We start from the raw sequence: 23,952 nt of genomic DNA, 5'->3' as shown, positions 1-23,952 counted from the left end.
TGTCACGGCAGCCGCCGCAGTCGGATGGCCTGGCCGACCGTGCCCGGCAGCGAAACCGTCACCGTCTCGCCCTCCTGCACCTCGCACCGCGTGACCGTCATCTCCCACGTGTCGATGACCTCGACCTCGTACCGCCCGGCGGGCACGTCGTACTCCCGCTCAGGAAAGCGATGCTCCCCGCAGAACTCCAGGTAGAACTCGCCGGGAACCTCCAGCAGCGGCGCGTCCCGATCCCGGTACCGGGCCTCGGCGGGCGTGGTGGCCAGGACCTGGCGCAGCAGGTCGAGCCGCCGCACCGCGTCGCCGACCAGGGTGCCGCCGTCCGACGACCAGGTCAGCCCCTGGTCGTCCGCATAGGCCTCCCCGTGTGTCACGTGACGCCGCCGCACCGCCCCGTCCCACGCCAGGTTCACGACTTCCGCAGCGGTGAGGCTCAGCCACGGGTCGGCGGCGTCGCCTTCGTACCCGCACATGTCCATCCGCACCGGCTTGTAGTGGTCCCGCGTCTGCATCCACGCGTCCCGAGGGCTGCGCGCCCGCACACTGCCGTGCGTGAACGATCGCCGCCACAGCAGCGGCGACCCGGCGTCCACGGTGATGGACAGCGGGTGGTGCCCGGGGTCCTCCTCGGCCACCAGGCCGGCCAGCCGCACCCAGTCGTGCTCCGACAGGCCGGGAAACGCCAACGGGTCAGCGGAAAGGGACCACCACACGTTGGGGTAGGCGGCCAGCCGTGGCACCACCTCGGCCACGTACCGGGCCGCCGACTCCACGTCGGTCACCCCTTCGCCGGGATGCAGGAGCACCAGCTCGGCCGTGACGCCGATCGCGCCCAGCTCCGCCACCCGCTCCTCCAGCGAGTCGAGCGAGCATCGGGTGGCCAGCGCCGCCATCCGCACCCGGTCGAACGGCGAGGACTCCAGCGTGGCCAGCGTCTGCGCCCGCCGCTTGTCACCGTGCAGGTGCCAGCCGAGCGCGGTGGTCGCCATCCCATCGATCATTGCCATCAAACCCTCGTCATCCGCAGTGCCAGGTAGGGCCTGCGCGGCAGCCCGACCCGCACCCGGTCCCGGTGCACCCCCTCCACGGGGGTGATCGTCATGTTCCAGGCGTCGATCAGCTCGACCCCGTACTCGGCGTCCCCGGGCAGCTCCACGGTGACCGAGGCCGCCTGCCGCCGCCCCAGGTAACGCAGCGAGACGCCGTCCCGGCGAGCCTCCATGATCTGCCGCAGGAAGGCGATCCTGGCCGGGCTCTCCCCGTAAAGGCCGCCGCCGTTGCCGATCCAGGCCCGTTCCTGGTAGCCGGCCAGCGACTCGCCGTGCCCCACGTAGCCGCCGCGGGACATGCCCTCCCAGAACCGGTCCACCATCTCCTCGCCGGTGACGTTGCCCCAGCGTTTGCCGATGTTGCCCTCGTAGGAGATCTCGTCGATCACCACGGGCTTCGGGCAGTCCCGCAGCCAGTCGGAGGTCAGGGTGGCGTCCCAGTGCTGCACGCTGTGGTGGGTCACCCAGGGCTTGGCGTTGTCCCACAGGGTCGCGACCTCGTACATGCGGGTCCCGTTGTGGATCGAGAGCAGATGCTCGTACGGGTCCAGCCGCTTGATCGTGTGCAGGATGTCGTCCCAGTCCGCGACGGTCTTGGACTTGTTGAAGTCGTACTCGTTGGCGGCCGACCACCACACGTTCCGGTAGGCCGCCAGACGGGCGATGACGTGGCGCAGGTAGGCGTGATCGACCTCGCGGCCCATGTCCTCGATGCCGCGCACGCCGCCGTCGTAGGGGTGGAAGAGGATCACGTCCGCCTCGATCCCCAGCTCCAGCAGGTCCTGGATCCGGGCTTCGAGGTGGCGGAAGAACACCGGGTTGAACCGGGTCTTGTCCAGCCCGTCCGGGTCCTTCCCGGCGAACGGCACCTCGGGCGGTGACATCGGCCCGGTCGGCAGCACGCACATGCGCAGCTTGTTGAACGGCGAGTCCGCCAGGGTCGCCAGCGTCTGCCGCTCGCGCTCCTCGTTCAGGTCGTGCGTCCAGTGGTACGCGGTCGTCCCGAACGGCAGGTAGGGAGTCCCGTCCGCGTACTCGAAGTCGATCCCCACGGCCCGCACGGGCCCGTGGTTGGCCGGAGAAGCGGCCGTCACGGAGAACTCTCCGGTCAGGCCGTCCAGCTCAGTCACATTACTGACGGTGGTGTAGCTCCACGGACCCACCGCGTCCGGCATGAACCGGACGCGGTAGACGCCGTCGCCGTCGTAGAAGCCTTCGGCCTCGACGATGCGATTGCGGAACTGGTACCGGGCCGACAGGCGAACCTCAGCGAAGGGGTTACCGTCGGACGGCCCGGCCAGTTCGATCTCGTGGACGCCCCAGCGTTCCACGATGGGGGACAGTGTTACCAATCCTTCCCGGAGGCGGCCTGAGCCTTGATGTAGTTGGGGATGTCCTGCTGCTGGGAGAGGGCGAGCGCCTGCTCGGGCGTCCCGCCGTCACGCAGGATGTGCTGGCGGTAGACCGACCACAGCGGCAGGTCCCAGTACTCGGTGTTCTGGTAGTTCGAGATCGCGGCGTTCTCGCCGTAGTAGACGGCCGAGGTGTCGATCTTGGCCAGCTCGGGGATGGCCTTGCCGAAGCTCTGCACGACCTTGTCGGTCTGCAGGACCGCCTTGACGCCGTGGCTGGAGAGCTCGGTCTGGCCCTCCTCGGAGACCAGCCACTTCACGATCTGCAGCGCCTGGTCCTTCTTGGCCGAGGACGGCGGGATGAACGCGGCCCGCGTGTTCGGCTGGTAGATCGTCTTGGAGCCGCTCTTGAGCGCCGGGATCGCGCTGACGCCGATGTCGACGCTCTTGGCCTGCTCCGCGAAGGCGGCCTCGTCGCCGTCCTCGATGAACAGCTCGCTGCCGGCGTACATGCTCAGCCGCGACAGCGTGTCGACCGCCATGGCCAGGTGGCCCGGCTGGCTCATGTCGCCCTTGAAGAAGTCGGTGACGGTGGTGAAGTCGTTGCGCGGGATCTCCAGGAAGCGGTACAGGTTGTCCACGTACTGCTTCCAGGCGTCACCGCTGATGTCGACCTTGACCTCTTCGGGCTTCGGCTCCTCGCTCGCGGTCGGCTGGAACGGGTAGAGACCGGCCTGGTTGAAGTCCAGGTACTGGTCAGGGTGCTGCATGTAGCCCTTGTAGTGATCCAGGCCGTCGTCCCTGGTCAGCTGCTTTGCCTTCTTGTACGCCTCGTCGTACGTCATGCCGGGCTTGGGGTACTTCACCTTGAACTTGTCGAAGATCTTCTTGTTGTAGAGCAGCACGTGCTCGTCGATGAACAGCGGCACGCCGTAGATCCCGCCGTCGGAGCGCGACTTGGTCAGCTCCACCGCGGCCTTGTTCAGCGTGTTCAGGTCGATGCCGGCCTTCTGCAGGTCGGGCGTGAGGTCACCGACCCAGCCCATCGGCTCGAGGTCGCGGTCGATGCGGTTCTTCGGGTCCTCGATGATGATGTCCGGGGTGACCCCGGCCTTCTTGAGGTCCTCGTACCGCACGGGGTAGTCCCACGTCGCGTACTTGATCTTGACGTCGGGGAACGCCGCGCGCAGCTTGTTGCCGATGAGCTCGTCGAAGACCCTGGTCGCGGCTCCCTGCTCATCCGCGACGGTCGCCTCGAGCGGCTTGTAGTTGGCCGCGAAGATGAACAGCTCGTCGTCGCAGACGCTGAACGGCAGGTTGTACTTGTTCCCCACGTCCTTACAGGCGGCAGCCGAGGCGTTGGCCGGGACGGCGGTGACACTCAGTGCGAGCGCCAGCAGAGCTACACCACGAACCTGGTTCCTCATGAGTTCCCCTTAGCAGGCGCGTAACTGCACTGACGCACGACATTCCGCCGGACGCCGTTCTTGAATTCGGTGATGGTGTGCTCGGGCCAGTTCGACAGCAGGCCCACGGAGTCGCGGAGATATTCCTCGTTGAACACGACGTGCCGAATGTTGTTGCGGTTGTAGGAATACACCATGTGAATGAAGCCGTCAGCGCTCTGCGTCAGCACCGGATAGGTGAACTGCGGCCCCGACTGCGCCTCCACGTCCACGGTGTTCGCCCACGTGTGCCCCTTGTCGGGCGAGAGGGAGAGCCGCATGGGGGAGCGGTGCTCGACCCAGGGGTTGTAGGCCAGCACGAGGTTGCCGTCGGCCAGCTTCAGCGTGGCGACGCGCGAGTTCGGGTTGCCGATGGGCTCGGCCACCGGCGCGCTCCACGTGCGGCCGAAGTCGGTGGACTCGCTCCGGTAGATCGCCTGGTCGCCGGTCCTCAGGTACGCGACCAGCCGCCCCGGCTCCACTTCGGCCACCGTCGGCTGGATCGAGCCGTTCGGCGTGCGGATCCAGCTCCCGGTGTCCTCCGGGTAGGCCTTCCACGTGCTCATGTCCTGGCTGAAGACGTAGAACCCGGACCTGGACTCCGACTCGTCGTAGATGGGCAGCAGCACCTCGCCGTTCGACATGCGGATCGGGTTGGTGCCGACCATCCACCCCCACTCCTTGCGGATGTAGGCCGGGTCGCTCCAGGTGTGCCCGCCGTCGTCGGAGGTGATCAGCCGGATGGGCGCCTGCTCCCAGCCGTGTCCCTCGATCGTCACGAAGAACAGGTAGAGGCGCTTGCCGTCCGACCACAACACCGGGTTGCCGTCGGCCTTGCCCGGCTCGTCGAACACCACTTCGGGCTTGGACCAGGTCTTCTTGCCGGCCGCCAGCCGCGACATGTAGAGCGCCTGGTCGGGGGCGCCCTCCGAGGCGCCGCCGTAGTAGACGGTCAGCATGTCGCCCTGCGGGGCCTGCGCGATCGCGGCGGCGTGCACCTTGGGCACGTTCGGGTCGGGGGCGGCGACGTCCTGGCGGCAGGCGTACGCGCCGGTCGGCTCTACTTTCACATTGTCGTCTTGGTCACCGGCCAGGTACGACGGCACGGCCACCGCCGCGGCCAGAGCGCCGTATAAAATGCTCTGCCGGATTTTCATCATGCGCCAATCTGTAGATACTTGATGGTCTTCCGCAGATAGGAGAAGGCGACGTCCAACCGTCCGTCGCCGCCGTCAATGACACTCGGATACGAATATCCGATCTCGTTCTGCCAATATTCGGAGTCGGAATCCTGCAGGACCCGCCGATGCGGCCAGTTCGCGCCGCCGTCCTCGGAGAGGGCGACGACCAGCGGGGTGCGCAACGCCTTCTTGCGCCGTTCCCCGTCCTTGGTCACCCATCTGAACTGTTCGCGCTCCAGGCTCGCGTCGTTGTAGACGAGCGCGAGCCGGCCGTCGCCGAGCCTCGTGAGCTGGACGGAGGAGTTGTTGTTCGGCAGTTCGGTCCGCTCGGGCGCGGACCAGGTGCGGCCGTCGGAGGAGGTGGAGGAGTAGATCCGCCTCGCCAGCCGGTCGCGGAACATCGCCAGCAGCCCGCCGTCGGGCCGCCGCGCGATCGTCATCTGCACCAGGTCGGCACTGTCCGGGACCTGGTGCTCGTCCCAGGTGCGCCCGCCGTCGGCGCTGATCTCGACGACACTGCGGTCGCCCGAGGCGCCGCAATGGTAGGCGGGCAACATCCACGTCCCGTCGTCCAGGTAGAGCGGCGGGTTGCGGATGAAGGTGCCCGGCTCGGACAGCAGCACGCGCGGCTCGCTCCACGTACGGCCCGCGTCGGCCGAGGTGCGGGCCACGACGTGCGCCGTCGTCTGGTCATAGGGCTCCATGGAGGTGTGCAGCAGCCAGATCAGCCCGTCGCCTGGCTCGAACAACACCGGGTTCTGCTCGCTGCGCTCCGGGTCGGAGGCCACGAGCAGCGGCTGCTCCCAGCCGTCGCCGGACAGCCGGGAGACCACCACGTTCGTGCCGGGGTTGCCTTCCTCGGGACCGCTGAACCAGGTGCACAGCAGCTCGCCGCCGCTCGTGCGCAGCAGGTTGGCGGCGTGGTTGTCGGGCCCGTGCGGCGCCGGCAGCAGCGCCTCGCGGGCGCCGGGCAGCACGGCGGACGGGCGGACGAGGCCGTCGAAACGCGGGTCGGATCGCACGTCGGTCATGCCGTCACCTCTTCGATACGGGCGTCGGGGTCGGGGACTCCGCGCAGGTCGAGCTCCTCGGCGAAGTGGCAGGCCACCTGCCGCCCGTCGACCTGCCGCAGCGGCGGCCGTTCCGTACGGCACGTGTCCTTGGCGTACACGCAGCGAGGGTGGAACGGGCATCCGGCCGGCACGTTCGCCGGGTCCGCGATGTCGCCCAGCAGCTTGATCCGCTCGCGGTGCCGCTTGGCCGCCGGGTCCGGATCGGGCACCGCCGACAGCAGCGCCTCGGTGTAGGGGTGCCGGGGCCGCTGGTAGAGCTGCTCGGTGGGGCCCTGCTCGACGACCCGGCCCAGGTACATGACCGCGACCTCGTCCGCGACGTGCTCGATGATGCCCAGGTCGTGGCTGACGAACAGGAAGCCGAGCCCGGACTCCTCCTGCAGGTCCATCAGCAGGTTCAGGATCTGGGCGCGCACCGACACGTCCAGGGCGCTGACCGCCTCGTCGGCCACGACCAGCCGGGGCGACAGGGCCAGCGCCCGCGCGATGCCGACCCGCTGCCGCTGGCCGCCGCTGAAGGCGTGGGGATAGCGGCCGGCGTACTCGGGGCGCAGGCCCACCCGTTCCAGCAGCTCGCCGACCCGCGCGTCGATCTCGTCTCTGGTGCCGTACTCGTGCACCCGCATCGGCTCGCCGATGATCTCGCGCAGCGTCTTGCGCGGGTTGAGCGACGAGTGCGGGTCCTGGAAGATCATCCGCACCTCGGCCCGGTACGACTTGAGCTCCTTCTCCTTCAGCCCCGCCACGTCGATCACCGAGCCGTCGGGCCGCCGGTAGAGCATGCGCCCGCCGGTCGGGTCGTGCGCCCGCACGATGCACCGGCCCAGCGTCGTCTTGCCGCAGCCGGACTCCCCGACCAGGCCGAGCGTGGTGCCCGGCGCGATGTCCAGATCGATCTCGTCGACCGCCTTCACCGCGCCCACCTGCCGGCCGAGCAGGCCGCTGCGCACGGGAAAGTGCTTGGTCAGCCCCTCGATCCTGAGAAGGGGTTCCGTGCTCACTTGACCTCCTCGTACAGCAGGCAGGAGACCTCGCGGTCGTCCACCGGGATCAGCTCCGGCACCACCGCGTCGCACCGGCCCTCCATGACGCGGTCGCAGCGCGGGTGGAAGGTGCACCCGTCCGGCCGCGCGTACGGCGGCGGCACCATGCCCTTGATCGCCGTCAGGCGGGAGCCCTTGGCGCGCCCCAGCCGGGGCATCGAGCGCAGCAACGCCTGCGCGTAGGGATGGCGGGGGGCGGACAACACCTGCTCGGCGGTGCCGTACTCGACGACCTTGCCCAGGTACATCACCGCCATGCTGTCGGCCACCTGCGCCGCCACCCCGAGGTCGTGCGTGATCAGCATGATGGCCATGCCGAAGTCGTCCTGAAGGTCCCGCAGCAGCTCCAGGATCTGCGCCTGCGTGGTCACGTCCAGGGCCGTCGTCGGCTCGTCGGCGATCAGCAGGCTCGGCCGGCACGACAGCGCCATCGCGATCATCGCCCGCTGCCGCATGCCGCCGCTCAGCTCGAACGGATAGGCGTCCACCCGCCGCTGCGGCATGGGGATGCCGACCCGGTCGAGCATCTCGATGGCGCGTTTGCGGGCGGCGGCCTTGCCGACGTTCTCGTGCAGCCGGACCGCCTCGACGATCTGGCTGCCGATCGTGTGCACGAGGCTCAGCGAGGCCATCGGCTCCTGGAAGACCATCGCGATGTCGTTCCACCTGATCTGCCGCAGCAGCTTGGTGTTCGCGCCGACCAGCTCGACCGGGCCGCTCTCGCGGTGCAGCGTGATCTTGCCGCCCTCGATCTGCCCCGGCGGGTCCACCAGGCGCAGGATCGAGCGTGCCATGACGCTCTTGCCGCACCCGGACTCGCCGACGATGGCCAGCGTCTCGCCCTTGCGCACCCGCAGGTCCACGCCGTCCACGGCGGAGACCACGCCGTCGTCCATGAAGAAGCAGGTGCGCAGGTCCTCGATCTCAAGCAGCACGTCGTCTGCGCGCACGGCGGCTCACCTTCCTGTTCCCGTACGGGTCCGCGGCATCCCGCAACCCGTCACCGAAGAAGTTCATGGCGACCACGACGATCACCACCGCGACGCCCGGCGCCAGCAACCACGGGGCGTTGGCCACGACGCGCACGTTCTGCGCGCCTTCCAGCAGCACGCCCCAGCTCACCGCGGGCGCCTGGAGACCCAGGCCGAGGAAGCTCAGGCTGGTCTCGCCCAGGATCATGCCGGGGATGGCCAGCGACAACGAGGCGATGATGTGGCTGGCGAACGAGGGGATCATGTGCCGGAAGATGATCGACAGCCGGCCCACGCCGTCCAGCCGGGCGGCCGTGACGAAGTCTTCCTCGCGCAGCGACAGGAACCGGCCGCGCACGTCCCGGGCCAGTCCGGTCCACCCGATCAGCGACAGCAGCACCGTGATGGCGAAATATCGGGTCAGCGGCCCCCAGTCGGTGGGCAGCGCGGCCGACAACGCCATCCAGAGCGGCAATGTCGGGATCGCCATCAGGAACTCGATGACGCGCTGCACGATGTTGTCGACAGCACCACTGAAATATCCGGATATGCCGCCTATCAGCATGCCGAGTAAGAAGCTGGCCAGCACTCCCACCAGCCCGATCGACAACGACACCCGGGCGCCGTGGATGAGCCTGGACAGCAGGTCCCGGCCGTTGGCGTCGGAGCCCAGCAGGAAGAACGGCTCGCCCTTCTTCACGGGGCCGATCAGGTGGATGTCGGACGGGATCAGGCCGAGCAGCGCGTACTCGTCGCCGTGCACGAACAGCCCGACCTCGGAGACCTTGGCCGGATCCTCGGTGTAGGTCTGCGCGTACGACGTCGGGTCGCGCTCGGTCTTGTACCCGTACACGTGCAGACCGTGCTCGCCGGAGAGGTGCAGGACCTGCGGCGGCGCGTACGTCAGCGAGGTGTTCGCCGTCGAACTGGACATCGGCGCGAAGAACTCCGCGAAGATCGCCACGAAGTACACCGGGATCAGGATCGCCGCGCCGATCATCGCGAGCCGGTGCTTGCGGAACTGCCGCCACATCAGCCGCCACTGCGGCAGCGTCCCTACTTCCTTCGTCGTGGGTCGCCTGAGAAACATGTGGCGCTACTCTCTCTTGTACCGTTTGCGAATTCGCGGGTCCCACCACGCCAGCGCCAGGTCGCTCACCACGGTCCCGACCACGGTCAGCACGCTGAGGATCATGACGAAGCTGCCGACCAGGTACATGTCCTGGTTCATGACGCCGCTGAGCAGCAGCGGGCCGCCGGTGGGCAGGCTCATGACGACCGAGACGATGGTCTCCCCGCCGATCAGGCCCGGCAGCAGCCAGCCGATCGTGCTGAAGAACGGGCTGAGCGACATCCGCACCGGATACTTCAGCACCAGCTTCCACTCCGGCAGCCCCTTGGCCCTGGCGGTGTGCACGTAGGGCCGGTAGAGCTCGTCGAGCAGGTTGGCGCGGGTCACCCGGATCATGCCGGCGGTGCCGGAGACCCCGATGACCACGATCGGCACCCACAGGTGGCCGAGCAGGTCCAGGACCTTGCCCAGGTTCCAGGCGGCGTCCTGGAACTCCGGTGAGAACAGCCCGCCCACGCTCGCCCCGAAGTAGCGGAACCCGATGTACATGAGGATCAGCGCCAGCATGAACTCGGGGACCGCCATCCCGATGAAGCCGAGGAAGGAGAAGCCGTAGTCACCGATGGAGTACTGCTTGACCGCGCTGTAGATACCGATGGGGAAGGCGATCGCCCACACCATGAGCAGCGAGCTGACCGACAGGAGCGCCGAGAGCAGCACCCGCTCGCCGATCAGCGTGGAGACCGGCTGCTTCCAGGCAAACGATTGACCGAAGTCACCGTGGAGAACGATGGCGGAGATCCAGCGCCAATACTGGACGAGGAGCGGGTCGTCCAGCCCGTAGCGCAGCCGGAGGTTGGTGATCTGCGCCGGAGTGAGGCTCTCTCCGCCCGCCTGCGCGTTCGCGATCACCGTCGAGACGTAGTCGCCCGGTGGCAGGTTGATGATGACGAACGTGACGATCGAGATCGCCCACAGCGTCACCACGACGTAGACGAGGCGGCGGCCGAAATAACCCAGCACGTCAGCCCCTCAGAAGGAGTACTGCTCGGGCATGGTCGGCCCGGGAGTCACCTGCGCGCCGGCCATGGAGTCGGGCACGTTCTTGACGGTGTTGGAGACGATGCCGTACTCGTTCGGGTACGAGCTGATCCCGATCGCGTAGAACTGCTCCTTGGCGATGCGCACGACCTCCTTGGCCGACTCCAGCGCCTTGTTGAAGTCCGGCTCGTTGCGCATCGTGGTGAACGCTTCGAGCTGCTTGCGCACCTCCTCCGGCGGCTCCTCGCCGTTCTTGCCCTTGCTGCCGTACCACAGGGCCCAGCGGATGGCGTAGCGGGCGCTGCCGGAGTTGCTCGGCACGTAGTAGTGGTCGCCGCCCGTGCCGGTGACGATGTCGAAGTCGCTGCACGTGTACGTGGACGCCTCCGGGTTGTTGCCCATCGTGCGCTCGGTGTAGAGCGTGGCCGCGACCGGATCGACCCGCAGCCCGACCCCGACCGCGTCCCAGTGCTTCTTGACGAACTCCAGCGCCTGCACGTGGTGCGGGTAGTCCGTGTTGGACATGATGGTGATGGTCAGCGGCTTGCCGTCGGGGCCCAGGCGCTTGCCGCCGGCGTCCTTCTTCGTCAGCCCGGCCTTGTCCAGATACTCGTTGGCCTTGGCGACGTCGTACTCGGTGTGCTGCTTGGCGAAGTCCGCGTCGTAGAGGGCGTTGCTCTTGGAGGGCGCGGCCTGCCAGGGCTCGCCCTGGCCCGCGTAGACACCGTCGATGATCTCCTTGCGGTTGATCGCGTACGACAGCCCGATGCGGAAGTCCTTCTTCCTGTACAGCTCGCGCAGGTCGTCGTCGGCGATCGTCTGGTTGAACTGGATGATCATCGTGTTGCTGAGCCGGCTCGGCACGTCGAAGATCCGGTACTTGCCCTTGGCCGCGTTCTGCGCGACCAGGGGTTTGTTCTCCGGGGTGTTGAAGTTGCGGAGCTGCAGGTTGAGCTCGCCGTTCATGAGCTTGAGCAGCTCCACCTCGACGTCGCCGAGGACCTCCGATCGGAACCGGTCGATGTAGGGGAGCTGGCGCCCCTGCTGGTCGACCTTCCAGTAGTACGGGTTCCGCTCGGCCACCACCGCCGTGCCGCTGCCGAGGGCGTTGCTGATCTTCCACGGGTGCAGCGTGGGCATGTCGGCGTTGTGCGGGACGTCGTTCTTGTTCATGAACAGCTGGGTCCAGTCCTCCAGCTGCTGCTCCTTGGCGAGCTTGTCGGCGTCCGGGTTGTGCTTCTTGTGGAACTGCTTGAGGTAGTGCTTGGGCAGCAGGAGTCCGCTCGCCCCGCCACGCTCGAAGGTGGAGACCGCGATCTGGAACAGCAGGCCCGCCTTCGGCTCCTTGTAGAGGTAGCGAACGGTCCGCTCGTCCACCTTCTCGACCTTGGCCTTCTCGGTGAGGCTGCCGTTCTCCAGGAAGAGGTCGTAGATGCCGGTCGTGTGCAGGTCGTGGTAGGTGGTCACGTCCTCGAAGGCGAAGATCATGTCGTCGGCCGTGCAGGGCTGCCCGTCGGACCACTTCAGGCCCTCACGCAGCTTGAAGACGTATTCCCGGCCACCGTCCTTGACCTCGAACTCGGCCACGTTCGGGATGATGTCGTCCGGGCCCTTCTGCCCGTTGGTGCCGGGCTTGAGGCGGACGAGGGGCTCGTAGGCGAGCGTGTAGTACAGCCAGTCGATGTCGTCCTCGCCCACCATGGCCGAGCTCCAGCTGCCGCCGTACGCGCCCGGCTCCTTGAGCGGGGTGACGACCAGCGGGTTCTTGGGCAGGCGCTGCTCCAGCGGCGGCAGCTTGCCGCTCTTGACCAGCGCGGCCAGCGCCGGCGCCTCCTTGGCCGACAGGTCGGCGGCCTGCGCGGCGCCGCCGCCCGTGTCGGGGCTGGTGTCGAGGAAACTGCAGCCGCCGGCCGTGGCCAGCATGAGCAGTCCCCCGCCGCGGAGCAGGCTCCTCCTCGTCAAAGGGTGCTGTGTCATTGGTGCTCCGTTTCCGGGTCTAACGATTGACCTTGACCTGGCTGAAGGTCGCCGTGGTGTAGACGTGGACGCCGTTCGCCTCCTGGTTGCCGTCCACGGCGAAGCCGACGTAGAACCTGCCGGTCCGCATGACGATGCGCTCGTAGCCGATGCGCTCCCAGTTGAGCGAGTTCTCGGAGAGGAACGCCTCGAACTCGGTGTCCCCGCCGGTCGGCAGGCTCCGGCAGACCAGGCGCAGCCAGTACGGCTTCTCGTCCAGCGGATCCTCGCTGGTCGCCGGGTACACGCCGACGCTCGGCGCCGTGCCGTTGGAGGCGACTCTGATCGCCTTGGCGCGCTTGTGGGAGCCGTCCTCGTTGCTGGCCGAGTATCCGATGCCGGCCATCATGAACGGCGAGTTGGGCTCCAGGTCCTGCCGAACCATGATCCCGGACACGGCGTCGATGTGATTCTTGCTCACGCTGTCCACCCGAGCGGTGATCTCGAGGACCTCGCCGCGCTTGCTGAACCCGACCGCCTTGTAGGCGAAGTGGAAGGAGTCCTTCCACCCGGCGATCTTGCCGGACCCCTTGATCGTGAACACGCCGTCCTTGAGCGCCGTGTTGCCGGGGATCGGCACCTCGCCGATGTCCTGGACCTGCCACCCGGAGTGCGTCCTGGTGCGGTTGACGTGGATCGGCACCAGCGAGGAGGTGGTGGCCGAGCCCGTGCTGTCGATGGCCCTGGCCGTCAGGAAGTAGGTGCCGTCGGTGACGCCCGTCCAGGTCGCCTGGTACGGCGCCGCCGCCGACTCACCGATCAGCTCGTCGCCGTGGAAGAACTCGACCTTGGCGATGCTCGCCCCGTCGAGGGCCTTGGCGTCGGCCGTGATCGTGACCGGCTGCTTGTCCTTGTTCGCCGCGAACACCTGGTCGATCTTGGGGGAGGTGATCGCCACCTCCGGGTTGTGAGCCCCGGCCCGCTGGATCGAGTTCAGGTACCGCTCCAGGTTGGTGTACCCGTCGCCGCCGACCGTCTTGGCGTCGTCGGCGTTGTTCGGGTCCAGCCCCTGCGCGGTCTCCCACTCGTCCGGGATGCCGTCCTTGTCGGTGTCGGCCGGCGCGGCCACCTCGGACGGTAAGGGCAGGAAGCCGCCCACGTCCTTCTGGGAGTTGATGTGCCGGCCCGTTCCGTCGCGCGCCTCGGTGACCAGCCGGGCGTCGATGGCGTCCCGCCGCGGCAGAGTGGCCCCCGCCTGCTCCAGGACGCTCGCGTACGCCTGCTGCGGGGTCTGCTCGGTGATGCCGTTCGCGAACTCCACCGGCTGCGGCAGCAACGTGATGCCGCCGACCGGGTAGGTGATGCCGAGCGTGTTGTCGGCCGTGACGTCGGCGTGGCCCACGATCTCGTTGCCGCTGAGGTGCCACTGGCCGAACCGGCCGGGGGCCACGAGCTCCCTGGCGATCTTCGGCAGCGTGTTGGGGCCCGGCTTGTAGTAGTTCCCGACCAGGTTGATGCCGTTGGACCACTCGCCGCCGTAGCAGGAGGTGATGCCGTGGTTGTAGATCACGTTGTTGCGGTGGTCCACCAGCAGGCTCATGCCCTCGGTGAAGCTGAAGCGCGGGTTGCGGGCGTTCTCGTGGATGAGCAGGTTGTGGTGGTAGGTGATCGTGTCACCGCCCCACAGGCCGCCCATGCCGTGCCGGCCCTTGTCGTGCACCGAGTTCGTCAGGCCCTCGGAGATGATGCACCACTGCACGGTCACGTTGGTGTTGCCGTAGACGGAGAAGCACTCGTCCACGCCCCAGCTGAAGGAGCAGTGGTCGATGATGATGTCCTTCACCGCGCGGGCGCCGAACGTGTCGATCGGGGTGCCCATCACGTCGCCGCCGCGGAAGCGCAGGTAGCGAAGGATGATGTTGTTGCCCTTGATCTGCGACTCGTTGCCGGTGACGGTGATGCCGTGGCCCGGGGCGGTCTGGCCGGCGATCGTGAGGTTGGACCCGGTGATGTCGAGCCCGCCCTTGAGCTTGATGTTGCCGGCGACGCGGAAGACGATCGTGCCGTCCGACTTGGCGCAGGCCTCGCGCAGCGAGCCCGGCCCGTCGTCGTCGAGGGTCGTCACCTCGTAGACGGCGCCGCCCCGGCCGCCGGTCGTGTACATGCCCGCGCCCTCGGCGCCGGGGAAGGCCGGGATCTTCTTCGCCGCGGTCGCCTGCGTGCTCGGGGCCGGCGACGGTGATGGCGTGGGCGCCGAAGCGGCGGCGGCCTCACCCGCCTGCCCGGCCAAGGCCACGGCGGGCGTGGCTAATGCCGCCGAACGCACGAAAGTGCGGCGGCTGAATTCTGATTGCTGGGGATCGAAGCCAAGGGCCTCGGTCATCGAACGCTCTCTTTCCGCCCCTGGAATAGGCAGGGCTGTGCCAAAGCTCGGCACACTCCGGACCACGCTGTCGCTTGATGAGAATTTTTATTCAGCCATGAATGGAGTGGATTCATCACATCGTGAACGACCCGCATGTCAGTGTCAAGAGTGGTTTTCGGGAGATGACGCCCAAGTAAACTCTCAGGGCCCGTCCAGGAACGGCGAAGGCCGCCGTGCGGCACGCACGACGGCCTGGAAGAAGCGCGGGTCAGTCCTTGAGCAGTTCCTCGGCCACGCCCACGTCGGTGATGAGCGTGTTGACCCACCCGCCCTTGAGCGCGGCCCTGATGGCGGCCGTCTTGCGCCGCCCCCCGGCGATCGCGATGCGCCGCGGCACCCGCAGCAGGTCGGCGGCCGCGATGCCGAGGATGCGCTCCTCCAGCGGCGAGTCGATCAGCCGGCCCTCGGCATCGAAGAAGCGCAGGCACACGTCACCCACGGCGCCGAGCCCGCGCAGCGCCTCCAGCTCCTCCTCGGAGATCGCGTTGCCGCTCTCCTGCAACAGGGGAGAGGGGTTCAGGCTGCCGATCCCCACCAGCACGGTCGTCAGCCGCGACCACGCGTCCACCACCTGCCGCACCACGTGGTCGTCCGACAGCGCCTGCCGCGCCACCGGCGAGCCGACCAGGCCGGGCGCGGGCAGGAAGACCGGCTCGGCGCCGGTCAGGTCGGCCAGATGGGCGGCCAGCCTGGTCGCCTGCACCTGCGCGGAGCCCTTGCCCACACCGCCGATGAGCTGCACGACCTCCTCGGCCACCCGCACCGGGCGGCGCTGCATGGCCTCCACCGTGGCCAGCAGGCTCGCGCTCCACGAGGAGATGCCGAGGTGCTCGCCGCCGATCAGCGTGGCGTCCAGGTAGGTCGCCCCGGCCGAGCCCAGCGCGGCCACCACGTCGTGGTTCTCGCCCGCGGCGTCCACGACGATGATCTGCTCCACGCCATATTTGCGCTCCAGGTCCTCCTCAAGCAGCGCGTGCACGCCGCTGGGCACCACGACCACCGTGCGCACGATGCCGATCTCCGCGGCCTCCTTGAGCAGCCGCGACACCCGCGGCTGCGAGATGCGCAGCTGCGCGGCGATCTGCGGTTGCCGCACGCCGTGCTCGTGGTAGAGCCGCGCGACGCGCACGAGCAACCGCATGCGCTCGGACTCCTGACCGAGCCGGCGACCGCCGAATCCGGTGCGGCCCCTCTCGAACTGACTGTCAGCTCCCACGATCGCTGGCCTCCGCTTCGGCTCCGCCGCTCCTGCTGGTCCGGTGGCGAGCCCGGGCCACTGCCGAGTGCCATTCTGCTAGCGCGCGGCTGCGCTCGCACACCGGCAGAACCGGTGTGTAGCGCCGGCCGTGGCGCGGCAGCTCGGACAACTCCCCGCGGGACCAGACACCGCCGGCCACGCCGGCCAGGTGAACGGCCCCCAGCGCCGACAACTCCGGCCGCCGCGCGACCCGCACCGCGCGGCCGGTCACGTCGGCCTGCCACTGCATGAGATCGGCATTGGCGGTCGGCCCGCCGTCGGCCAGCAGCTCCTCGACGGGGCCCGCCACGCGCTCCATGGCCGACACGACGTCGCCGACCTGCAGACCGATCGAGTCGACAGCCGCCCTCGCCACATCTTCCCTACGACTGTCCAGGCCGAAGCCCGTCATGATCGCTTCTGCCCGGTCGTCCCACCACGGTGCGCCGAGGCCACCGAACGCTGGCACGATGTGCAGCCTACCCCGGCGGCCACGCGTCGCGAGCCGCGCCAGGTCCTCGGGCTCCGTGCCCAGAACACCGGCCAGCCAGGCGATCGTCGCGCCGGTGGACAGGATGTTGCCCTCCAGCGCGTACGCCGGCGTGCCGTCCTCCCAGCCGATCGTCAGGCATAACCCCTCGGCCTCCGCCACGCCGGGGTCCGCCAGGCCCATCACCGACGAGCCCGTGCCGTAGGTGACCTTGACCCGGCCCGGCCGCCCCGCCGCGTGCGCGTACAACGCGGCGTGCGAGTCGCCGAGCACCGCCGAGACCGGCACCCCGGCCAGCGACGGATGCAGCCCGCCCGCGTCGGCGTGCGTCCCGGTGGACGGCACCACGAGCGGCATCGCCTCCGCCGGCACGCCGAACAGATCGAGCAGCTCCGGGCTCCACGTCCGCCGCCGCACGTCCAGCAACTGCGTACGGGAGGCGCAGCCCACCTCGGCCACGTGCCCGCCGCCCAGCCGGTAGAGCAGCCACGAGTCCACCGTGCCCAGGCAGCAGCCGCCGCCGTACCGCTCGACCAGCCAGGCCGCCTTGGCCGCCGAGAACATCGGGTCCAGGGGCAGGCCGCTGATCCGGCGTACCAGAGGGGCCGCACCGTCGGCGGCCAGCCGGGCGCACAACTCGGTGCCCCGGCGGTCCTGCCAGCTCACCAGCGGTCCCAGCGGCGCGCCCGTGGCACGGTCCCAGGCGAGCACCGACTCGCGCTGCACGCTCAGGCCCACGGCCGCGATCCTGCCCGGCGGCGCCCCGGCCAGGCAGCCGGCCACCGCCTCCAGGATGCCGCGCCACAACTCCTCGCCGTCCTGCTCGACCAGGCCCGGCTCTGGGTGCCGCCTGGCCAGCGGCGCCGAAGCCTGTGACACCAGCTCGCCCGAGGCGTCCACGAGGATCGCCTTGGTCGCGCTCGTGCCCTGGTCCACGCCCAGGACGAGAGGGCCGCTAGGCGTGGTCAAGGCCCAGCACCTCCAAGGCCGACCTGGCGATCCCGTCGGCGGTGAGCCCGAAGTGCTCCAGCAGGAACTCGGTCCCCCCGGTCGGCGCGAACGTACGGGGACCGAGCAGCCGCATCGGCACCGGCCGCGTCTCCAGCACGACCTCCGCCACCGCCGCCCCGAGCCCGCCGGTGGGCACCGCCTCCTCGGCCGTCACGATCGCGCCCGTCTGCCGGGCCGCCGCCATGATCTCCTCCCGGTCGAGCGGGGAGATGGTGGACATGTTCACCACCCGGGCCTGCACCCCGTGCTCGGCCAGCAGTTCCGCGGCCTCCAGCGCCCGGCTCACCAGCGTTCCCGTGGCCACGATCGTCGCGTCCACGCCCTCGCGCAGGCGGGTCGCCCGCCCGTAGGTGAAGGCGGCGCCGCCCTGCGGCGAGACGTCCGGCACCGGGAACCTGCCGATCCGCAGGAACACCGGCCCCACCATCTCGGCCGCCCACTGGATCGCCGCGCGGGTCTGCGCGGGATCGGCGGGCACGACGACCGGCAGGTCCGCGATGGCGCGCAACCACGACAGGTCCTCGGTCGAGTGGTGGGTCGGCCCGAGGGCCCCGTACGAGAGGCCGGGGCTCATCCCGCACAGCTTGACGTTCGCCAGGCTGTAGGCCACGTCGGCCTTGATCTGCTCCAGCGCCCGCGCCGTCAGGAACGTCGCCGCCCCGCACACGAACGGCACCAGCCCCGCGTTGGCCAGCCCGGCGCCGATCCCCACCATGTCCTGCTCCGCGATGCCCACGTTGATGAGGCGATCGGGGAACTCCTTCGCGAAGCCCGTCAGCTTGCTCGACCCCACCGAGTCGTTGCACACGGCCACGATCCGGTCATCGGCGCGCGCCAGCCGGACCAGCTCCTCGGCGAAGGCGTCTCTACAGTCGTGCGTCTGTTCGAGGATCACCGCAGTTCCTCGAGCGCCAGGCGGGCCTGCTCGGCGTCCGGCACCTTGTGATGCCACTCCACCCGATCCTCCATGAACGAAACCCCTCGCCCCTTCACAGTCCTGGCGATCACGCAGCGCGGCCGGCCCGCGCCGTGCGGCGCGGTCACGGCGTCCAGCAGCGCCAGGTGGTCGTGGCCGTCCACCTCGACCGCCTCCCACCCGAACGCCCGCCACTTGTCGGCCAGCGGCTCCAGGTCGTTGGTCGCGCTGGTCCGCGCGCCCTGCTGAAGCCCGTTGCGGTCCACCACGGCCGTCAGCGACGACAACCGCCGATGCCCCGCCGTCATGGCGGCCTCCCAGTTGCTGCCCTCCTGCAGCTCGCCGTCGCCCAGCACCACCACGGTCCTGGCCGCCGACTTGCGCAGCGCCAGGCCGACCGCCACGCCGACGCCGACGGGCAGCCCGTGCCCGAGCGGGCCCGTGCTGGTCTCGATGCCGGGCACCGCCCTGCGGCTCGGGTGGCCGTTGAGCGGCGACATCGGGGCCGCGAACGTGCTCAGCTGCTCCGCGGAGAAGAAACCGCAGGTCGCGAGCGTGGTGTAGAGGGCGACCGAGCAGTGCCCCTTGCTCAGGATGAGCCGGTCGCGGTCCGGCCAGTCCGGGTTGGCCGGATCGACGCGGAGCACGGCGCCGTACAGGGTGGTCAGGATGTCGGTCACCGACAGGTCGCCGCCGGTGTGGCCGAGGCCCGCACCGGTGATCGTGGAGATCACGGTGCGCCGGATCCCGCCGGCCAGCGCCACCAGCGCGGCGGCGGTGGCCGGACGGTCGGCGTGCGCCAGCCGCTCCCGCAGCCGCCGCCACTCGGCGATGGCGTCGTGGTCGGGGAGCAGGCCGGTGACCCTCCGGGCGGGCGGCGCGGCCGTGCCCGCCGCACCGCCGACGGCCGCCGTGATCGTCGTCTCGCTAGGTCGCACGTGCGATCCCGATCGCCGACCAGAGGAGTTGCTGCGCCGCGAGGGCGTCCTGCCGCTCCTGCGCGTCCTTGAGCGCCTCCAGGTCGATCCGGTCGCACACCTCTTCCAGCGCCCGGATGGTCCTGATGCTCTGCGACAGGGCGCGTACCGGGTCCTCCCTGAACGGGAACTGGTCGAGCAGGACCGGTGCGCTCCACCCGATCCGGCGCACGGCCAGCAGGTACTCGATCGTCTCGAACAGGTGCACCGACGCGACCGGCAGGTCGTCGTCCCAGCCGCGCCAGTTGTCGTTCAGCTCGACCGAGACCAGCTTGCCGCGCCGGTGCACGAGCTGCACCGCCTCGGCCGGCGTCTCATTGGCCAGCAGGGAGTGGCCGAAGTCCATGACGATGCCCACGTTGGGCTGCCCGGACTCGTCGATGGCCAGGAGCGTACGGGCCGCGTCGGCGAGCGTGATGCGCACGCGCGGCTCCTTGGCCTTGTACTCGATCGCGAACCGCACGTCGGGGTGCGCCGAGGCGAGGTCGCGGATCGCGCCCACCGTCAGCTCCCACAACTGGGCGTAGTCGGCCTGGCCCGGCAGGTCGAAGCCGTCCTGCCCCGGCCAGAACTTCACGTAGTCCGCGCCCAGCTCACGTGCCACGGCGACGGCCTCGTGCACGCGGTCGGCGGCCTGGCGGCGCACCTCGGGGTCGGGGTTGGTGAAGGCCCCCTTGACGAACTCCCTGGTGTACAGGTGCGGCGTGATCGCCCTGGCCCGCAGCCCTCGCTCGGCCAGCGACTGCGCGAGGTCCGACGCCTTGGAGATGCCCTCGGCGAACGGCACGTTGATGTCCAGGCAGTCCAGCCCGTCCACGGACGCCGCCATGTCCAGCATTTCCGTCATCGACCTGGTGGGCCCGTAGCCGTCCGTCGCGTACCTGTCGACGATCTGCCCGAATGCCCATATACCAGCGCCGAACGTCAGCGCACTCATGGTGCATCGCCTCCTGTTTGATGGGGGTGGTGGGTCTAGTGCCCGGCGAAGGCGCGCAGCTTCGCGAAGAAGTCCTCGTGGATGAAGCGCGCGTCGATCGAGTCATAGGTGCGGATCGGCCGGTTGGCGACCGAGAAGTCGAGCGTGCCGTCGTAGCGGAAGTTCGGCGCCGGCCGCTCCACCCAGGTGCCGCAGTCCGGGTGCAACATCAGCCCGATCGCGGGGGAGTCGCCGAGCACGCGGAACTCGATCGACCCGCCGTGCTGCCGCTCGTTCCACTCGACGAGCTGGCGGACGAGGTATTCGCCGATCTCGCCGTACGGCGCGACCTTCGCGTCGAGTTCGGCGTAGCCGACGGCCATCATCCGGTACGTCGGCGCCGGGATCTGCCAGACCTTGAGCGCCGAGGAGAAGACGATGTTGGCCGCCACGATGTCGTTGGACAGATTGAACTCGGGCCGTCCGTCCTGCGGGCCCCTGCCGTCATATCCGCCGCCGCCGATCCAGATCACGGTCACGTCCCGCTCGGCGATGCGCGGTTCGAGCATCAGGGCCGAGGCCATGTCGGTCAGCGGGCCGAGGAAGGCCACGTAGAGCGGCTCGGCCACGTCGCGCATGGCCTCCTCGACGATCAGCTCGACGCCGTCGGCGCGGACCGGGGTGCCGGCGTCGGGCAGCGCGTACGGCACGCCGTCCGCCACCGGCACCTGGCCGTCGAGCTTCATCAGCCGCAGCAGCAGCTCGATTTCCGCCCGGCTTTCCTCCAGGCCCTCCCTGGTGCGCCGGTTGCCGAAATGCGCGGGGATGAGCCCGCGAATGTCCAGGCTCGGGGAGAGCAGGGCGTGCACGATGGCGAATTGGTCGTCCGCCTCGTTTTTCGCATCGGTGTTGACGATCACTCGGCGCCGATGGGAAAACGTCCTGCCCGCCATGCGATTCTCCCTACTGAATATCTATTCAGTGATGTATCTATATTCCGATATTAGGTTGTGACATTTGCGGTGTCAAGATCCCAGAGGATCACGGAGAGGGCGTGCGGGGAGATGGTGTGGTCGTCGTGCGTGGCGTCCTCCAGCAGGTCCCACCGCCCCTGCTCGGGCCGTCCACCGGCCAGCAGCCGCACCCGGTCCCGCAGCGGGGCCTGGTAGACGCGGTGGCTCACCCCGTTGAAGCAGCACTCGTCGAACCGGTTGAGAATCTGGAGCTGCCCCCGGTTCTCGCCGATCGAGGCCATCACGTACATGTCGAGGTAGTCGTCGGAACTGCCGGAGTAGAAGCCCGGCAGCGCCGCCTTCGTCTGCTCGAAGTCGCCGATCGTGGGGCTCGGCTTCGGCGAGGCCGGCCGCAGGAAGAACGGCAACGACCCCGCCACCGGGTAGCTGCGCGTGACACGCGGGTCGAGCGCCGGGTAGACGGTCGTCGTCCAGCCGCCGCCCGACAGCCCGATCATCTCCACCGAGGCCGGCCGATAGGTCTTCTCGGCGTGGTTCAGCGTGATGGTGAGCGGTTCGAGGAAGAACGTCAGCGCGGAGAACCCCTCGCTCTCCCAGGCGGGCAACTCCTTGTGGGAGGGGCCGGGGAGCATCTGACCCGGGTTCTTCGGGTCCTCGATGCCCTGCGCGTTCCAGTGGAAGAACGGCATCGCGTACACCATGACGCGGTAGCCCCGGTCGAGCATGGCCTGGGCGACGCGGATCATGCTCTCCGGGGGCTCGCCGTGGCCGTTGTGGTAGAGCGCCAGGCGGCGGTTCCAGCCCTTGCGGGGGAGCAGGTCGTACACCTTGGCCGTCACCTGGTACTTGAGCGGGACCGTCAGCAGGTCGATCCTGCGCACGCCGGTGAGGTCCTTCAGTTCGGCCGGGGCCGGCACGCCTGTCTCGACCGTGGGCAGCGTCGCAGGCCGGCCCGCGCCCTTCCAGATGTAGTCGATCATGAGCTGGCGCCGGGGCTGGATGTCCTCGGCCTTCGCGATGCCGATCAGCGGCTCGATGTCGACGCCCGCCACGGCGGGCGGGAGGGTCTTGTACTCGGGGCCCATCTTGGCCGCCGACTCCTGGTTCACGGGGGCCACGGGGCGAGGGGCCGGCTTGCCCCCGTGCGCCGTCGTGGCCACCGTCGCCGCCGCTGCCGGAGTCGCCGTCGAGCCCGCGACGAGCGCGGCGCCGATCCCGCCCAGCACGCCGCCCAACATCGTCCGCCTGCTCGCGCCCGCGTCCACGTCCGTCATTTCGTCACTCCGTCCGTTCTTCAAGACTCCGGATCCCAGCCGCCCAGAACGAACGCGGGGTCGCTCCACTGCGCGGCCTCGGCGTCCGTGAGCTGGCGGGAGCAGGGCAGCCGTTGCGAGGTGTCGATCGGCTCGCCGTCCAGGTCGGTGCTCTTGTACTCCCAGAACGAGGCCGACTGGGCCTGCGCGCAGTCGTTCGGATCGATCTGCCAGCCCACCGGCGCCACGTGGGCGTCCATCTTGGTGTCGATGAACATGGCCTGGCTGTACAGGAACCGCCACACCGCGCTGCGCCCCAGCACCACGGAGGCGTCCGGCACCCCGGCCGCCCGGGTCAGCTTGGTGCGCACGAACACGTAGCCCGGCCGCGTGTTGTCGCTGCGGCTCTGCGAGATGTAACCGCCGTTGGTGGACTCCAGTACCGAGTCCTGGATGAACACCGTTCCCGTGCCCCAGATGAAGTCGGTGTCGCCGGCGATGTGGCTGTCGGTGACGAAGCCCTTGCCCTGCAACCGCAGCGTGTCCTGGTTGCTGAGCAGGTCCACCCGCTCCAGCGCGATCCGGTCGTTGTTGCCGCGGAACGCCTCGGCCTGCGAGCCGCCGTCGGGCGTCGTGTTGTGCACGGTGAGGTCTTGGAGGCGGAAGTCGGCCGCGTCCACCCCGAACGCCTGCCGCCAGCAGTTGTGCCGGTCGGACTCGTCCAGCACGCGCCGCGGGCACAGGTCCGCGGGACCGCCGTTGCTCAGCGCCTTGTCGCCGTTGCGCAGGTCGTTGTTGGGGTACTGGATCACGGTACGCCCCGCGCCGGCGCCCTTCACGGTGAGGAACGGCCGGTCCTCGCGGACGTAGACGATCTCGGTGTAGACGCCGGGCCTGACGTCGATGGTCACCGGCCTGGTGTTGCCGGTGGGCACGGCGTCGATGGCGCCCTGCACCGTGCAGAAGTCCCCGGTGCCCTTGGCGGCGACCGTGAGGCGGCGGGGGTCGCGCGGCGCGTGCTTCCTGGTCGTGAACCGCCAGTCCTTGACGCCGTCCCAGCCGGGGAAGACGCCTGGGTCGACGGTGACGCGGTATTCCTGGCCGTACTCCAGCTGGTGGTGCGGATAGACGGAGGCGGTGTTGCCGTCGATCATGATCGATTCGTACGACCAGTCGTGCGGCAGCCCCGTGTCGGAGATCGCACTGCCGATGTTCTTCTTGTCCGTCTTGGCGGTGGCCGCCTCGACGCGGTCGGCGAGCGACCCGTCCTTCTTGCGGATCTCGATCGCCCCCTCGGTGCCGAGGGTGGGCGGGGAGCCGGGGAAAGTGATGGTCAGGGGCGCGTCCACGCAGGTCCCGCCGCCTCGTTCCGGCACCGAGAGCCGTGGTCCGGCCTGTGCCGTGGCCGTGGCCGGCGCGCATAAGGCCAGCGCTGCCGCCGTCACGAGAACCGTGATCGTTGCCTTCACATTCGGCCTCTCTTGAGCGAATGGATAGTTGGCTGTGAATATATATGTAGACCGCCTAACAAGATCGGTCAAGACCTGTGAGCCTTGTACGCATGCGCGGG

General features: G+C 69.1%; 19 protein-coding genes. All 19 read right to left on the bottom strand.

Going from position 1 to position 23,952, the window contains the following annotated elements; translation table 11 throughout:
• Positions 1 to 2: 2 nt before the first annotated feature.
• The 19 genes from ACFPZ3_RS30525 to ACFPZ3_RS30435 all read right to left on the bottom strand — a co-directional run bounded on the left by ACFPZ3_RS30525 (position 3) and on the right by ACFPZ3_RS30435 (position 23,851).
• A complete protein-coding gene (locus ACFPZ3_RS30525) occupies positions 3 to 1,007 on the bottom strand; it encodes a DUF5605 domain-containing protein (protein ID WP_379517725.1) in 1,005 nt (334 codons plus the stop codon).
• Positions 1,007 to 2,380: a DUF5060 domain-containing protein gene (locus tag ACFPZ3_RS30520; RefSeq protein ID WP_379517724.1), complete on the bottom strand. Its 1,374-nt coding sequence runs from the start codon at positions 2,378 to 2,380 to the stop codon at positions 1,007 to 1,009. The genes ACFPZ3_RS30525 and ACFPZ3_RS30520 overlap by 1 nt, the downstream gene beginning before the upstream one ends.
• A 14-nt stretch (positions 2,381 to 2,394) precedes the next feature.
• Entirely contained in the window at positions 2,395 to 3,828 is a 1,434-nt protein-coding gene (locus ACFPZ3_RS30515; RefSeq protein ID WP_379517723.1) for an ABC transporter substrate-binding protein, read from the bottom strand.
• Positions 3,825 to 4,916 (bottom strand): sialidase family protein, encoded by a 1,092-nt coding sequence (locus ACFPZ3_RS30510; protein ID WP_379517722.1) that lies wholly within the window; start codon positions 4,914 to 4,916, stop codon positions 3,825 to 3,827. The genes ACFPZ3_RS30515 and ACFPZ3_RS30510 overlap by 4 nt, the downstream gene beginning before the upstream one ends.
• 86 nt (positions 4,917 to 5,002) lie before the next feature.
• Entirely contained in the window at positions 5,003 to 6,058 is a 1,056-nt protein-coding gene (locus ACFPZ3_RS30505; RefSeq protein WP_379517721.1) for a sialidase family protein, read from the bottom strand.
• On the bottom strand, positions 6,055 to 7,101 hold the full coding sequence (locus ACFPZ3_RS30500; protein WP_379517720.1) for an ABC transporter ATP-binding protein: 1,047 nt from the start codon (positions 7,099 to 7,101) through the stop codon (positions 6,055 to 6,057). Before ACFPZ3_RS30500 ends, ACFPZ3_RS30505 begins: the two co-directional genes overlap by 4 nt.
• Positions 7,098 to 8,093, bottom strand: a complete 996-nt coding sequence (locus tag ACFPZ3_RS30495) for an ABC transporter ATP-binding protein (RefSeq protein ID WP_379517719.1) — start codon at positions 8,091 to 8,093, stop codon at positions 7,098 to 7,100. Before ACFPZ3_RS30495 ends, ACFPZ3_RS30500 begins: the two co-directional genes overlap by 4 nt.
• Positions 8,068 to 9,204, bottom strand: a complete 1,137-nt coding sequence (locus ACFPZ3_RS30490) for an ABC transporter permease (RefSeq protein ID WP_379517718.1) — start codon at positions 9,202 to 9,204, stop codon at positions 8,068 to 8,070. Before ACFPZ3_RS30490 ends, ACFPZ3_RS30495 begins: the two co-directional genes overlap by 26 nt.
• A gap of 6 nt (positions 9,205 to 9,210) precedes the next feature.
• Entirely contained in the window at positions 9,211 to 10,209 is a 999-nt protein-coding gene (locus ACFPZ3_RS30485) for an ABC transporter permease (RefSeq protein ID WP_379517717.1), read from the bottom strand.
• 9 nt (positions 10,210 to 10,218) lie between these two features.
• Complete coding sequence (locus tag ACFPZ3_RS30480; RefSeq protein ID WP_379517716.1) at positions 10,219 to 12,204, bottom strand: ABC transporter substrate-binding protein; 1,986 nt, start codon at positions 12,202 to 12,204, stop codon at positions 10,219 to 10,221.
• Between the two features lie 19 nt (positions 12,205 to 12,223).
• Positions 12,224 to 14,566, bottom strand: a complete 2,343-nt coding sequence (locus ACFPZ3_RS30475) for an Ig-like domain-containing protein (RefSeq protein ID WP_379517715.1) — start codon at positions 14,564 to 14,566, stop codon at positions 12,224 to 12,226.
• 250 nt (positions 14,567 to 14,816) lie between these two features.
• Positions 14,817 to 15,749 carry a sugar-binding transcriptional regulator gene (locus ACFPZ3_RS30470; RefSeq protein ID WP_379517714.1) on the bottom strand — a complete coding sequence of 311 codons (933 nt, stop codon included), beginning with the start codon at positions 15,747 to 15,749 and terminating at the stop codon, positions 14,817 to 14,819.
• A 64-nt stretch (positions 15,750 to 15,813) separates the two neighbouring features.
• On the bottom strand, positions 15,814 to 17,304 hold the full coding sequence (locus ACFPZ3_RS30465) for an FGGY family carbohydrate kinase (protein WP_379517713.1): 1,491 nt from the start codon (positions 17,302 to 17,304) through the stop codon (positions 15,814 to 15,816).
• Positions 17,291 to 18,241, bottom strand: a complete 951-nt coding sequence (locus ACFPZ3_RS30460; protein WP_379517712.1) for a transketolase family protein — start codon at positions 18,239 to 18,241, stop codon at positions 17,291 to 17,293. The genes ACFPZ3_RS30465 and ACFPZ3_RS30460 overlap by 14 nt, the downstream gene beginning before the upstream one ends.
• Positions 18,238 to 19,200, bottom strand: a complete 963-nt coding sequence (locus tag ACFPZ3_RS30455) for a transketolase (RefSeq protein ID WP_379517711.1) — start codon at positions 19,198 to 19,200, stop codon at positions 18,238 to 18,240. Before ACFPZ3_RS30455 ends, ACFPZ3_RS30460 begins: the two co-directional genes overlap by 4 nt.
• A complete protein-coding gene (locus ACFPZ3_RS30450; RefSeq protein WP_379517710.1) occupies positions 19,190 to 20,086 on the bottom strand; it encodes a sugar phosphate isomerase/epimerase family protein in 897 nt (298 codons plus the stop codon). The genes ACFPZ3_RS30455 and ACFPZ3_RS30450 overlap by 11 nt, the downstream gene beginning before the upstream one ends.
• 125 nt (positions 20,087 to 20,211) lie before the next feature.
• Complete coding sequence (locus tag ACFPZ3_RS30445) at positions 20,212 to 21,108, bottom strand: nucleoside hydrolase (protein WP_379517709.1); 897 nt, start codon at positions 21,106 to 21,108, stop codon at positions 20,212 to 20,214.
• A 50-nt stretch (positions 21,109 to 21,158) separates the two neighbouring features.
• On the bottom strand, positions 21,159 to 22,403 hold the full coding sequence (locus ACFPZ3_RS30440; RefSeq protein ID WP_379517708.1) for a hypothetical protein: 1,245 nt from the start codon (positions 22,401 to 22,403) through the stop codon (positions 21,159 to 21,161).
• Positions 22,404 to 22,423: 20 nt separating this feature from the next.
• On the bottom strand, positions 22,424 to 23,851 hold the full coding sequence (locus ACFPZ3_RS30435; RefSeq protein ID WP_379517707.1) for a pectinesterase family protein: 1,428 nt from the start codon (positions 23,849 to 23,851) through the stop codon (positions 22,424 to 22,426).
• Between the last annotated feature and the right edge of the window lie 101 nt (positions 23,852 to 23,952).

Source organism: Nonomuraea insulae (assembly GCF_042656245.1).
Note: the sequence above shows the minus strand (reverse complement) of the source record. Positions and strands in the feature narration are given on the sequence as shown.